The following is a 12,052-nucleotide window of genomic DNA, read 5'->3' on the forward strand; positions in this document are numbered from 1 at the left end:
CCGCCCCGTTGCCGCCGTGCCGCGGCGGCCAGGGAAGATGTGCTCGTCATCTCCGGCGCCTACCGTCCCAAGTGTCTATTATATGACGGTAAGCACTATCTCATGTCAGGAGAAGAAGCCCTGTGACGGTAAGCGGCATTTTCGAAGACCGTGCTTACGTCACAGCGTTCGAGCGAAATCGATACGTCGCTGCGCATCGCGCCGAGGAGTACGCGGCCGAAGCGATAAAGGAAGCCCCCGATGTCGCGCATCTCGAAGTGCTGGACGTGGGTGCCGGGACCGGGCAGTTCGCAGGTCCGCTTCATCGCGCGGCGGCTAGTCGATCTTCCTCGCACCAAATAATTCTTCTTGACAACTCGACCGAAATGGCAAGCCACCTCCGAACGGCGAGTGCAGAGCTGGGTCCGAGCGTCAGGGCGGTGACCGACGACTTCTGGCACTACCGGAATTCTGCCTCCGACGTCCACGTCACATTGTTCTCGGAGAGCATCCATCTGTTAGGAGATTTGGACAAGGTGATCGCGGCCGTCGCGGGCTTCTCCGCGCCGCGCGGCGTCCTGGCCCTCCGCATCGCGACCCGTGAGCAGGTGCACGCCCGGCCTTGGTACCAGTGGTATCCAGACGCACTAGCGATAGATCTGATGCGTCATCCCTCCAAGGCCGAGCTGATGAAATACCTGCACGACGCAGGCTACGACGCATACTCTCGTGAGGCCGATGAATCGCGGGTCATGTCAGCCCACGAGTTGGGGGAGATGCTCGAGGCGCAGTCGTTCTCGGCGCTCAGGCTCATGGACGGGCATGCGTTCGGGGAGGGAGTTCGTCGTATGAGGAAGGATCTCAGGCGCGCTGGAGATGTTCACTTCGACTATCGCCTGACCTGGACCATCGCGCGGTTGCGTGAAGGCAATGGAGGATGAGGGTCAGGGTGAGCCGCGCAAGGGAGCGATGAAGAACCAGCCGAGAGTAGGTCTGCTCTGGCTGGCCACGCTCGAGTACGGGCCTTTCGTACTGGCGGCCGTCCTGTTGTTACTCACCTCTTTCGCTGATGACGTTCCCAGTATTCAGCACCTGTTCCCCGCCACGAAGGTGGGCGTATACGTCTGTCTTACGTTCGTAGCCCTGTTCGCTTTTGTTCTTCGACTGACCGACCGTATCGGTTCTCTCGAGAGAACCGTTCGGCAGAGCCTGGCCCTCCAGCAGGACTTTGTTGCGGCAGCCAAGCCACCGATCAGCCTGGTTCCGTTGGCTCAGGCCTTCCGGGCCGCCGAGAGCACCGTGGGCGAGAGCGGCCTGGTGCGAATCTATGCTTTCAGTTCGCGTTTCATTTCCCAACACATGCAGCCACGGGATTTCACGGTCGGTTCCATGTGCCTCTTGACATCGGGCGCTGGACCGACCACCGATTCGATGCTCGATATGGAGATCCAGCTCTCGGTGTTGTACACCTGGGCCAGCCGCGTCCGAACCGGCGACATCAACTCGTTGGAATTGCGGCAGTACGACTTTTATCCAACGGAATGGTATGTGATCTTCGACGATAAGTTGATGATCACGAGTTCCTATGTTCACGACGTCCACAGCGTCGGGCGGGTGGGCACGTCGCCCGAGACCTTCGTGGTTCTTCCACACGGCGAGGGGGCCAGCCTGATTCGTTCGAAGATCGAGTCCTTCGACTTGCTGTTCGCGGCGGCCCAGTCGGATTTCGGACCGGGGAAATACGAGGGCTGCTACGAACTGCGAGACGGTGTGGTCAAGGTACGAGATTTGAACGAAGACGCTTGGCGTGAGCTGAGCCCGGTCAGTCAATCGGTCCCGGTGATCAAGTCGTCGAAGGACGAGAGCAGCCGCCTCTGACGGCTCGGTTCCGACCAGCGTTGCCGGCTCTCCAGCCGATCACGACCAGCGCCGAAGCAGTGCGGACGCTGCGCAGGTGCGCAGCGTCCGCATGGGCTCGTACGGGTCAGCGCGCGCGGCGCGAGAGGCGCTCCGGGTCGAGGAGGACGACGCTCTTGCCCTCCAGGCGGAGCCAGCCACGGGACGTGAAGTCGGCCAGGGCCTTGTTCACGGTCTCGCGGGACGCCCCGACGAGCTGAGCGATCTCTTCCTGCGTCAGGTCGTGGGTGAGGCGCAGCGCGCTGCCCTCGCGCGTCCCGAATCGCTTCGCGAGCTGCAGCAGGTTCTTCGCGACGCGGCCAGGCACGTCGGTGAAGATCAGGTCGGCGAGCGCGTCGTTGGTGCGACGCAGTCGCCGGGCCAGCACGCGGAGCAGCTGCTCGGCGATCTCGGGCCGGTTGGTGATCCACGGCCGCAGCGACTGCTGACGCATCCGCGCGACCTTCGCGTCGGTCACCGCGACCGCGCTGGCGGTCCGCGGGCCGGGGTCGAACAACGAGAGCTCGCCGAACAGATCGGACGGGCCCATCACGGCGATCATGTTCTCGCGACCATCGGCAGCACGCCGACCGACCTTTATTTTCCCGGACATCACGATGTAAAGCGAGTCACCGAGTTCTCCCTCGGAGAAGATCGTGTGACCCTTCGGGATGTCGAGGTACTCCAGGTGGGCCGCGAGAGCCTCAGCTGACTCCGGCTCGACCCCCTGAAACAGCCCTGAGCGGGCAAGTACCTCGTCCATGACCCCACCTCCAGCAGCGGCCGACTGACGGTGAGTCTATGGGGCCGGTGGGACGGGGCGGGCAATGACCCGCTTCCGACGCCCCAGGACGGCATTTTGCCGGGCACCGGTGTCCGATCGGCGACTCGCACGAAGACCGGCCCATCGTAGGCTAGAAGTTCGGCTGACACGGGGAGGCGGGGCAGTGGAGACTTCCCCGGTTCCGGGGTTCCCGATCCTGTCCGTGCTGGGCAGCGGCGGTTTCTCCACGGTATACCGAGCCCTCCAGGAGTCGATCGGACGCGAGGTCGCGCTCAAGATCGACCACCGCGTGCTGATCGACGAGGGCGACCGCGCGCGGTTCTTCGCCGAGGTGCGGGCGGCCGGGCAGGTCTCCGGGCACCCGAACGTGATCGACATCCACGACGCCGGCATCACCGCCGACGGGCGGGCGTACCTGGTCATGGAGCTGTGCCCGGCCGGGTCGCTCGCCGACTACCTGCGCCGGCAGGGTCCGATGCCGCTCGTCGACGTGCTCGACGTGGGGGTCGCGATCGCCGACGCGCTGGCCGCCGCGCACCGGGTCGGCGTCGTCCACCGGGACGTGAAGCCGGCCAACGTGCTCTACGACCGCTACGGGCACCCTGAGCTCGCCGACTTCGGCCTGGCCGCCCGCTACGACCCGACCACCGAGTCGACGTCCACGCTCGAGCTGTTGACGCCGGCCTACGCGGCCCCGGAGATGTTCTGGTCGCGCCGCCCGACCCCGGCCGTCGACGTGTACGGGCTCTCGGCGACGCTCTACGCGCTGCTGACCGGACGTCCACCGCGGTGGCCGAGCGGGGAAGCGAACCTGACCGACGCCGAGATCGAGGCGTTGCACTCGGCTTGGATCCCCAGCATCTCCGGCGTGCCGGAGTCGGTGGTCGGGGTGCTGCGAGCCGGCATGGCCCGGGAACCGGAGGACCGCCTGCCGACAGCGGGCACGCTCCGGGACGCGCTGCGGGCCGAGCGGTCGGCCCTCGGCCGGGCGTCCGAGCGGTTCTCCGACCCGGGCGCCCCCGGCGCCGACCACGACCTCGCCGATCAGCCGACCGCCCGCCTCCCGCGGCTGCGCCCGACTGTCGGTAGGGAGGGTTAGCATTCCGGCCGTGACAGTCGCCGTGGAGAGCGGGCTCGCGCTCAAGCGCCGGGCCCGCCGGATGCACCGGATCCTCACCGAGACCCATCCCGACGCTCACTGCGAGCTCGACTTCACGACGCCGCTGGAGCTCGCGGTCGCGACGGTCCTGTCCGCGCAGACCACCGACGTCCGGGTGAACCTGACGACGCCGAGGCTGTTCGCGAAGTACCGCACGGCCGAGGATTACGCCGGCGCCGATCGGGCCGAGATGGAGGAGATCCTCAAGCCGACCGGGTTCTTCCGGGCCAAGACGAACTCGCTGATCGGGCTCGGTCAGGCGCTGGTCGAGCGGTTCGGTGGCGAGCTGCCGGCCACGCTCGACGAGCTGGTCACGCTGCCGGGCATCGGCCGCAAGACCGCGAACGTCGTGCTCGGCAACGCGTTCGGCGTCCCCGGCATCACGGTCGACACGCACTTCGGGCGGCTGTCCCGGCGCTTCGGCTGGACCACCGAGGAAGACCCGGTGAAGGTCGAGCACGAGGTCGGTGCGCTGTTCGAGCGCAAAGACTGGACGATGCTCTCGCACCGGCTGATCTTTCACGGGCGGCGCGTGTGCCACGCGCGGAAGCCGGCCTGCGGTGCGTGCACGCTGTCGGCGCTGTGTCCGTCGTACGGGACGGGCCCGACGGACCTGCCGACGGCGGTGAAGCTGTTGAAGGGCCCGCGAGTGGATGAGTTGGCGGCGCTGGTAGGCGCATGAGGGGGTTGGCAGGCCGGGCCGGGCGCCGCGGGGCTGGGCCGGGGCGCCGCTCGGCCGGGCTGAGGGCCGTGGGGCCGGTTCGGGTTCTGGTCGTGGTGGTGCTGTTGTTGGCCGGGTGCAGCAGTGGCGGGGGTGGGAAGGCCGAGGAATCGCCCACGCCCGGATGGAATCCGTCCGCTTTCGCGGACAGCAAGTTCGCCGCCTGCCCGGCCGCCACCGGTCCGGTGCCCGGTGGCAGCCCGCTGCGCAGCGTCAAGCCGCTGCTCTGCATGGTGAAGACCGGCGACCCGGTGACGGTCGGCGCGCCGATCGGGCGTCCGATGGTGCTCAACCTGTGGGCGTCCTGGTGCCTGCCCTGCAAGGACGAAATGCCGGTGATGGAGCATCTGTCCACGGCGGCCGGCGCCCGGCTCGCGGTGGTCGGCGTCAACACCGGCGACGACGCCCCGAACGCGATCCTCGCCGCCGACGACGTCGGCGTCACGTTCCCGAACGTCTACGACCGGGCCCAGGACGTGCTCCACGCGCTGAAGCTGAACTCGCTGCCCGCCACCGCGTTCATCTCGGCCGACGGCGAAGTCGTCCACGTTTACCGGGGCACCCCCCTGACCGACAAGACTCTGTCCGCATTGGTCGAGCAACACCTCGGAGTGCGCGTGGCATGAACGAGAACCCTCCCGGTCATCCGGAGCCGGGCGTCGAGACGCTGCCCTCCTGGCTGCACGCGCTGGTCGGTGCGCTGCCGGAGGTCCGCAGCGACCAGATCTCCCGCTTCGTCCCGCCGCCGGACGGCAGCGGCCGTCCGTCCGCGGTGCTGATGCTGTTCGGTGAGGGTGAGCGGGGCCCCGACGTGCTGCTCCTCGAACGGGCCGCGACACTGCGCAGCCACGCCGGCCAGCCCGCGTTCCCGGGCGGCGCGACCGACCCGGGCGACGACGGCCCGGTCGGCACCGCTCTGCGCGAGGCCAACGAGGAGGTCGGGCTCGATCCGGGCTCGGTGCGCGTGATCGGCGAGCTGCCGCCGGTGCTGATCCCGGTGTCGGGGTTCATCGTCACCGGGGTGCTCGGCTGGTGGGAGCGGCCGCACCCGGTCGGCCCGGTCGATCCCGGCGAGGTGGCGACCGTGGCCCGGGTGCCGATCGCCGACCTGGCCGACCCCGACAACCGCTTCCGCGTCTCCCACCCCAGCGGCGTGATCGGGCCCGGGTTCGGCGTCAGCGACATGTTCGTCTGGGGCTTCACGGCCGGGCTGATCTCGTTCGTCCTCGATCTCGGCGGCTGGGCCCGGCCCTGGAATCGCAGCCGGATGCGCGATCTGCCCGCCGACGCGCTCGCGCTCGCCCGGCAGACCCGTCCACCGGACGCGGTGCGCTGAATTCGCGGTTGGGACCGGCCAGCTACGGTGACGGTGTGTTCTCCGGCTTCCGGAGCACACAAACGATCGATCGGGGTCACGCTCAGTCACGGACGCTATGACTTCGTCTGTACGTTCCACCTCACGTCGAACACGGTCGGCATCATCGACGTGAGTTGAGATAGCGCGCCGCAACGAATGACCGGAAGGACCTCGAGTGAACGGAAGCCTTCTCGACATCGCTCTCGTTGTCGGAATCCTGGGCTTCGCAGTGAGCGGGTACCGCCAGGGGTTCGTCGTCGGGGCCTTGTCGTTCGTCGGGTTCTTCGGGGGAGCCCTCTTCGGCGTCCAGTTAGCGCCGGTCATCGCCAACCAGTTCAGCAGCCAGACCAGCCGGGTCGCGATCGCGCTCGGCATCGCGTTCGGCGCCGCGCTGATCGGCCAGGTCCTGGCGGTCGCGATCGGCAGCCGGGTGCGTGCGAGCATGCGGTCCTCCGGCCTGCGGGTCGTCGACGGGTTCGGCGGCTCGGTGGTGTCGGTCGTCGCGCTGCTCCTCGTCGCCTGGATGGTCGCGACCCCGCTGGGGAACTCCTCGTCGCCCTGGCTGAGCAGCCAGGTCCGGCGCTCGGCGATCATCCCCGCCGTCAACGACGCGGTCCCGAACACGGTCCGGTCCCTCTACGACCGTTTTGGCGACGTCGTCGAGCAGGGCGATTTCCCGCAGGTACTGGGCCCGCTGACGCCGACCGAGGTGCGGCCGGTGGCGCCGCCGAACAGCGCGCTGGCGAACTCCGAAGTGGTCAAGGCCGCGCAGGCGTCGGTCGTGAAGGTGATCGGCCAGGCGCCGTCCTGCGACCGGCGGCTGGAAGGCACCGGCTTCCTGTTCTCCGAGGGCCGGATCATGACCAACGCCCACGTGGTCGCGGGCACCGAAGAGGTCGCGGTCGAGTCGCTCGGCGAGCGCTACCAGGCCAAGGTCGTCTGGTACGACCCCGACACCGACATCGCGGTGCTCGACGTCGACAACCTGAACGCCCCGCTGCTGCGCTTCAACCCCCGCGCGGCGGCCGGCGCCGACGCGATCGTCGTCGGCTACCCGCTGGACGGCCCCTACACCGCGACCCCGGCCCGCATCCGTGACGAGCGTCAGATCAAGGGCCCGAACATCTACAGCTCGGCCGACGTCCAGCGCGAGGTGCTGATGCTGCGGGCCGAGGTGCAGAGCGGCAACTCCGGCGGCCCGTTGCTGGCCAGCGACGGAACCGTCTACGGCGTCGTCTTCGCGGCCGCGGTCGACAACAAGGAGACCGGGTTCGCGCTCAGCTACGACCAGATCTCCGAAGCGATCGTGAAGGGCAAGCAGTCCAACGAGGAAGTCAGCACGCAGGGCTGCGACTAGTGGAGCTGCGGGCCGCGCTCGAAGCCTTGCGGGACTCGGACCTGGTCGTGCCGGTGTCGGCCGCGGCCGTCGAGGGGCGCGAGCCGCTCTCCTGGGCGACCACGACCGTGGACGGGCGCACCTGGCTGCTGGCGTTCACGTCCGAGGAGACGTTCGCGCAGGTGGGGTCGGCGCCCGGCGCGGTGCCCCGGCCGGTCGCGTTTCTGCAACTGGGGGCGTTCTGGCCCGACCCGGAGTGGTACCTCGCGGTCGATCCCGGGCTGTCGACCCAGCTCCTGCTGGAGGCGGCCACCGTCGTCCGGCTGGCCCGGGACGAGCCCGCCGACGCCGGCGAGATGCCGGTGCTCCAGCAGGTGATCTCGCTGGACCTGGTCACCAGGTACCTCGGCGGCGAACACTTCGCGATCAGCGGGTACGCCCACCGGCTCGACGACGCTCCGCTGCCGGACGACTCGGCGTCGCTGTTACGCGCGCTGGGCCTGCCCGTCGACGTCGACGAGGTGTATCTACTGCGCTGGGCGATGGTCGGACCGGAGCTGTACCGGGTGCCGTACGGCACCGCGTTCGGCGGGTGGGCGCGGGAGGCGCCGCCGTTCCGCGGCACCGGCTTCGTGGCCGGCCCGGAGTTCGTCATCCGCGAGTACAAGGTGGACGGGGTGGCGCCGCCGCACGGCAGCGAGATCTTCCACCTGCCGGCCGGCGGGCCGGAGCGCCGGATCGCGCTGTTCGACGCCGACCAGCGGCGCTGGCTGATGGTGCGGAGGCCGTCCTGATGCGCGCGGGCTACCTGGCGCGGTGGCGCGGCGAGGACTTCGAGGCGTTCCCGGCGCCGACCCCGGAAGGCCTGTGGGTCCGGCTCTACGCCGACCGTCCGCGCGACGGGTTCGACTTCGTCCGCGAGGGCCGGTACCGGCGGGTGGTGCTCGGGGCCGAGGTCGAGCGGATCGTGTACCTCCGTCCGGTCGCTCTCTGGCGCGGTGAGCCGTTCCTGCTGCGCTCGGACGAGAACGGCTGGGCGCACCTCGAGTACACCGGCGGCGATGCCGCCACCGCGGCCCGCCTCGGCTGCGCCGCCGGCGAACGCGGTGTCTATTCGGTACGGGCCCGGGTCTCCGAGCTCACCGGCGTGCGGTCGGAAGCGATCGAGCTCTCACTACCGACGTAGAGCCGAGCCGAAGAAGTGCTGCTCGGTCTGGGTGACCGTCAAACGCCCGAAGCGGACGCCCCGGCGGTGGGCGACCGTGAGGACGTCCGCGGGCAGGCGGGCCAGTCGCTCGTCGATGCCCGGGAGTTTGAGCACCGACGTGAGCACCTCGACCTCGGCCGGGACCAACGGCTGCACGGCCACCAGGTCGGCCCGCTCGAGCAGCTCGGACTCGCGGTGGGTGAGCGCCTCGCGGATCGTCAGGATCGTCGTCCAGCGGCCGGCCGGCAGCTCGGGCGGTGCCCCGTACGGCGGGGCGTCGTCGAGGTAGAGGAGCGGCCGGGTCCGGCGGCCGGGCGGCTCGACGGGGTCGGCGTCGACCGGCCCGACCGTGACCGTGCCCGGCGGGGCCGCCGCGGTGATCGGCGTCCATATCTGCGGGCGGGCGGTGCCGATCGCGACGCGAGCCCCGGTCGCCAGCGAGCGGAACGCGATCAGCTGGGCACAGCGCGGGGAGCCGACCAGCACGATCCGGGTCGTGGTGGGCCGGAACAGCCGGACGGCCAGCGGCTGGCCGTGCGGGTCGACCGCGAGCACGGTCCCTTCGCCACCGACCCGCAGCGGCAGCGCGCCGGCCAGACCCGCCGACTGGTCGATCGCGCTCGCCGAGGCGTCCGCAGTGATGGAGAAGACGTGGGAGGGGACCTGGCCCGGGCCGGTCTCACCGACGGCGATCGCCGAGCGACGCTCGGCCAGCGGAGGACGGCGCTTGGTCATCGGAGGAAGCCTCCCAGCGGGAGGGTGGCGGCCAGGCCGTTGGCCTGCTCGCCGTTGAGGCGGCGCAGCCGCAGGCGGTCGGTGCCTGCCTGCGCGAGCAGGGCCGAGACGGCCTGGTCGACGTCCCGGCGGGAGGCCGCGGCGACGCGGACGACGGCCTCGACCTCGACACCGCGGTCGGTCCGCCGGATGCCGAGCGACAGCGCGGTCGGGACGCCGGACGCGTCGGCGAGGCGGTCGAAGGCGAGCGCCGCGTCGGGGTCGGAGAGGTCGGGCCAGCCGAAGACCGACAGCGTGGTCTGTGCGGACGTGGGCGTGCGCCAGTGGGCCCACTCCTCGGCCATCGCGCCGTTCGGGGGCGCGCCGGTGTCGGGGTCGGGGCGGTCGAAGCTGAGCTCGTCGATGGTGGCCGCGAGCTCCTCCGGGTCGAGCACGTGCGCGGCGAAGCCGGCCTTGGCCAGGCGGCGCTGGGTGCGCCGGAGCGCGCTGGTGAGGGCCGCGCTGAGCTCTTTGACGTCGGTCGGCGGGCCGTCGAGCGTGCGGACGGCCTGGATCGCGATCCACCCCTGGCGGCGGGCCGGTGGGGGAGTACCGAAGAGGTCGCGGTAGGCGAGGTCGACCGCGGTGCCGGCCAGCGCGTCGACCGGGGCCGGGACCACCTCGACGATCGCCTGGGCGGTGATCGGCAGCTCGCCGGCTTCGCCCATCGGGAGCAGGGAGAGCGGCGACGGGAGCGGGGTGCTGCCGTCGCCGAGGAGCCCGTCGATGTCGGGGTCGACCTCGAGGACCGCAGTGAGCCCGGCCTCGTGGGTCAGGACCCCGATCGTCTCGTCGGCGTCGAGTTCGAGGCGGCCGACGCGGGCGCCGGGGGCGACCGAGGAGAGGAGGGCGGGGCCTTGGTCGCTGCGGGCGTTCCAGCGGCGGCGGCGGGACGAGTAGCGGGCGGCCAGGCCGAGCCACTCGTAGGTCCAGCGGCCGCGGACGCGGATCGCGGTGAGCGCGAGCACGACGACGGCGAGCGCGGTGGCCGAACCGAGTGCGATCGGGCCGCGCCCGACGGTGGCGGCGAGGGTGGCGGCGGCGGCTTGCCAGCTGGCGATCTGGGCGATGTGGAGTGGGCCGATTCGGCCGGCCGGGCGGCGGAGGGTGGGTTGGGGGAGGTGGGGGGTTGGGGGGGTTAAGGGGGTGGGGGTGGCGAGGGGGTGGGCTTGCGCGGTGGCGGGGGTGGCGGTTGCTCTGGCTATCGCGGCGGGGCGGGCTGCGGCTCGCGCGGTTGCAGTGGTTTGAGCGGTTGTTGCGGCGTGGGTCGTGGGGGTGGCTGAGGCGGGCGTCGCTGAGGCGTGGGTGGCTGAGGCGGAGGTGGCGGGGGTGGCTGTGGCGGGGGTGGCTGTGGCGGCGGGGGGCCATGCGGCGGGTGCGCGATCGGCGGAGGAGGGGTGGCTGGCGTAGGCGCCGGCTGTGCCGATTTGGGGGGCGGCGGCCGAGGAGGCTGCGGGAGCGGCGGCAGTCGGCGGCCAGGCAGTGGCGCCGGGGGTGCTGTGGGTGCTGTGGGCGCCGGAGGTGCCGGAGGTACCGGAAGCGCTGTGGGTGCCGGGGGTGCTGTGGGGTGCCTCGAAGGGGGCCGCCGGGTGGGGCGAGGCGGCGGGGTAGGAGGGGGCCGCCTCGGGTGGGGCCGCGTGAGCGGATTGAGCAGCGGTGGGCCAGGCCGGTGATTGGGCCTGAGGCCAGGCGTTCTGGACCGGCTGGGTGGGGGCGGGCCAGGCGGCTTGCCGAGGCTGCGGGGCCACGATCCGGACGGTTTCGCGGCTGGCCAGCGAATCGGCGGCGGTCTGCGCAGCCGCCGGGCCGGCGGCGGGGGATGGAGTCGCGGCCGGGCGTCCGCCCAAGACGTTGCCGGGGCCGGCAGACGGTGAGTTCCACGTCCCACTGACCGTGCCGATCCGGGTAGCGCCGCCCGACCCAGTCGCCTGCGCCCCGCCCCACCCAGCGCCCTGAGCCGCCCCTGCACCCTGAGCAGTTCCCGCGTCCTGAGCCGTTCCCGCGCGCTGAGCCATTGCCGTGCCCTGAGCCGTTCCCGCGCGCTGAGCCGTTCCCGCGCGCTGAGCCATTTCCGCGCCGTAAGGCGTTCCCGCGGCCTGCGCGGTCCCGGGGGCCGGAGGCGTTCCCACGGCCGGAGCCGTTCCCGCGGCTCGAGCCGTCGCGGCCTGAGCTGTCGTCGCGGCCGGAACGATTCCGGCGGGCGGGGTGGTCCCAACGGGCGGAGTGGTCCCGGTGACCCGAGCCGTCCCGGCGGCCGGGGCTATCCCGGCGTGCGGAGCAGCGGGTGCGGCCGCGGACGGGGACGCCATCTGTCCGGGCGCGCGGATGATCCCGCGGGGGATCGACTGAGTGACCCGCTCGGTGCCCGAACCGCCCGCCACCGCCGCCCCGCCGACTTGGGGCCTACCGACTTGGGGCCTACCGACTTGGGGCTCACCGACTTGGGGGCCGCCGACCGGAGGCCCGCCGACCGGCGGCTGCCCCAACGGCTGCGGCACCGTCGACCCAGCAGCTCCGGGCACGGCACTCCCAGCGCCGGGCGTGAAATTGGCCGCCCGGCGCGCGACACTTCCTGGGCCGGGCACGGCACCCCCGGCCTCGGGTGTGGCGCTTCCGGCGCCGTAAGCGGGCCCACCCGGCTGCTGCCCGTACCCCACCTGCGCCGCTGCACCCCGGAACTGGCCCGGCGCCCCCTGAGCCTGCTGCGCTGCTGCGCCCAGACCCGCTTGGGCAGCGGCGCCCCGACTCGCTTGGGCAGCGGCGCCCAGACCCGCTTGGGCAGCCGCGCTCGGCGCCGGTTGGGCGCCCGCGCCCCGGGCCGGTTGGGCGCCCGCGCCAT

13 protein-coding genes are annotated in these 12,052 nt (G+C 71.3%); 10 read left to right on the forward strand and 3 right to left on the reverse strand.

What is annotated here, in order from left to right:
• Window positions 1-122: 122 nt before the first annotated feature.
• The gene (locus FL583_RS17380; protein ID WP_142705711.1) at window positions 123-920 is read left to right on the forward strand and encodes a class I SAM-dependent methyltransferase; all 798 of its coding nucleotides are present in this window, start codon (window positions 123-125) and stop codon (window positions 918-920) included.
• Window positions 910-1,857 (forward strand): hypothetical protein, encoded by a 948-nt coding sequence (locus FL583_RS17385; protein ID WP_142705712.1) that lies wholly within the window; start codon window positions 910-912, stop codon window positions 1,855-1,857. Before FL583_RS17380 ends, FL583_RS17385 begins: the two co-directional genes overlap by 11 nt.
• A 106-nt stretch (window positions 1,858-1,963) precedes the next feature.
• Here the strand turns inward: FL583_RS17385 and FL583_RS17390 are convergent, their stop codons facing one another.
• A complete protein-coding gene (locus FL583_RS17390) occupies window positions 1,964-2,638 on the reverse strand; it encodes a Crp/Fnr family transcriptional regulator (RefSeq protein ID WP_035847775.1) in 675 nt (224 codons plus the stop codon).
• Between the two features lie 184 nt (window positions 2,639-2,822).
• Between FL583_RS17390 and FL583_RS17395 the strand changes: the two genes are divergently transcribed.
• The 7 genes from FL583_RS17395 to FL583_RS17425 all read left to right on the forward strand — a co-directional run bounded on the left by FL583_RS17395 (window position 2,823) and on the right by FL583_RS17425 (window position 8,418).
• On the forward strand, window positions 2,823-3,758 hold the full coding sequence (locus FL583_RS17395) for a serine/threonine-protein kinase (protein WP_170323698.1): 936 nt from the start codon (window positions 2,823-2,825) through the stop codon (window positions 3,756-3,758).
• A gap of 61 nt (window positions 3,759-3,819) precedes the next feature.
• On the forward strand, window positions 3,820-4,500 hold the full coding sequence (gene nth / locus FL583_RS17400) for an endonuclease III (protein WP_142705802.1): 681 nt from the start codon (window positions 3,820-3,822) through the stop codon (window positions 4,498-4,500).
• Window positions 4,501-4,568: 68 nt separating this feature from the next.
• Window positions 4,569-5,165 (forward strand): TlpA family protein disulfide reductase, encoded by a 597-nt coding sequence (locus FL583_RS17405; RefSeq protein ID WP_170323699.1) that lies wholly within the window; start codon window positions 4,569-4,571, stop codon window positions 5,163-5,165.
• Complete coding sequence (locus FL583_RS17410) at window positions 5,162-5,875, forward strand: NUDIX hydrolase (RefSeq protein ID WP_142705715.1); 714 nt, start codon at window positions 5,162-5,164, stop codon at window positions 5,873-5,875. Before FL583_RS17405 ends, FL583_RS17410 begins: the two co-directional genes overlap by 4 nt.
• Before the next feature lie 196 nt (window positions 5,876-6,071).
• Window positions 6,072-7,253, forward strand: a complete 1,182-nt coding sequence (locus FL583_RS17415; RefSeq protein ID WP_142705716.1) for a MarP family serine protease — start codon at window positions 6,072-6,074, stop codon at window positions 7,251-7,253.
• Window positions 7,253-8,026: an SseB family protein gene (locus FL583_RS17420; RefSeq protein WP_142705717.1), complete on the forward strand. Its 774-nt coding sequence runs from the start codon at window positions 7,253-7,255 to the stop codon at window positions 8,024-8,026. Before FL583_RS17415 ends, FL583_RS17420 begins: the two co-directional genes overlap by 1 nt.
• Window positions 8,026-8,418 carry a hypothetical protein gene (locus FL583_RS17425; protein ID WP_205752218.1) on the forward strand — a complete coding sequence of 131 codons (393 nt, stop codon included), beginning with the start codon at window positions 8,026-8,028 and terminating at the stop codon, window positions 8,416-8,418. The genes FL583_RS17420 and FL583_RS17425 overlap by 1 nt, the downstream gene beginning before the upstream one ends.
• Here the strand turns inward: FL583_RS17425 and FL583_RS17430 are convergent.
• Together FL583_RS17430 and FL583_RS41695 are read right to left on the reverse strand one after the other, a co-directional pair.
• On the reverse strand, window positions 8,407-9,174 hold the full coding sequence (locus tag FL583_RS17430) for a hypothetical protein (protein WP_142705718.1): 768 nt from the start codon (window positions 9,172-9,174) through the stop codon (window positions 8,407-8,409). The genes FL583_RS17425 and FL583_RS17430 overlap by 12 nt on opposite strands.
• On the reverse strand, window positions 9,171-10,181 hold the full coding sequence (locus tag FL583_RS41695; protein WP_240746724.1) for a type VII secretion protein EccE: 1,011 nt from the start codon (window positions 10,179-10,181) through the stop codon (window positions 9,171-9,173). Before FL583_RS41695 ends, FL583_RS17430 begins: the two co-directional genes overlap by 4 nt.
• A gap of 451 nt (window positions 10,182-10,632) precedes the next feature.
• On the opposite strand from FL583_RS41695, the gene FL583_RS41700 reads away from it, so the two are divergent.
• Complete coding sequence (locus FL583_RS41700; RefSeq protein WP_240746725.1) at window positions 10,633-10,824, forward strand: hypothetical protein; 192 nt, start codon at window positions 10,633-10,635, stop codon at window positions 10,822-10,824.
• The last annotated feature ends 1,228 nt before the right edge of the window (window positions 10,825-12,052 follow it).

The sequence above is a fragment of the Cryptosporangium phraense genome, from assembly GCF_006912135.1.
In the GTDB taxonomy this organism is placed as follows: Bacteria; Actinomycetota; Actinomycetes; order Mycobacteriales; family Cryptosporangiaceae; genus Cryptosporangium; species Cryptosporangium phraense.

Excerpts from the sequence above, each read along its gene's own strand:
- FL583_RS17385 (WP_142705712.1), top strand. The coding sequence starts at position 910 with ATGGAGGATGAGGGTCAGGGTGAGCCGCGCAAGGGAGCGATGAAGAAC.
- FL583_RS17430 (WP_142705718.1), bottom strand. The coding sequence starts at position 9,174 with ATGACCAAGCGCCGTCCTCCGCTGGCCGAGCGTCGCTCGGCGATCGCC.
- FL583_RS17425 (WP_205752218.1), top strand. The coding sequence starts at position 8,026 with ATGCGCGCGGGCTACCTGGCGCGGTGGCGCGGCGAGGACTTCGAGGCG.
- FL583_RS17410 (WP_142705715.1), top strand. The coding sequence starts at position 5,162 with ATGAACGAGAACCCTCCCGGTCATCCGGAGCCGGGCGTCGAGACGCTG.
- FL583_RS17390 (WP_035847775.1), bottom strand. The coding sequence starts at position 2,638 with ATGGACGAGGTACTTGCCCGCTCAGGGCTGTTTCAGGGGGTCGAGCCG.
- nth (WP_142705802.1), top strand. The coding sequence starts at position 3,820 with ATGCACCGGATCCTCACCGAGACCCATCCCGACGCTCACTGCGAGCTC.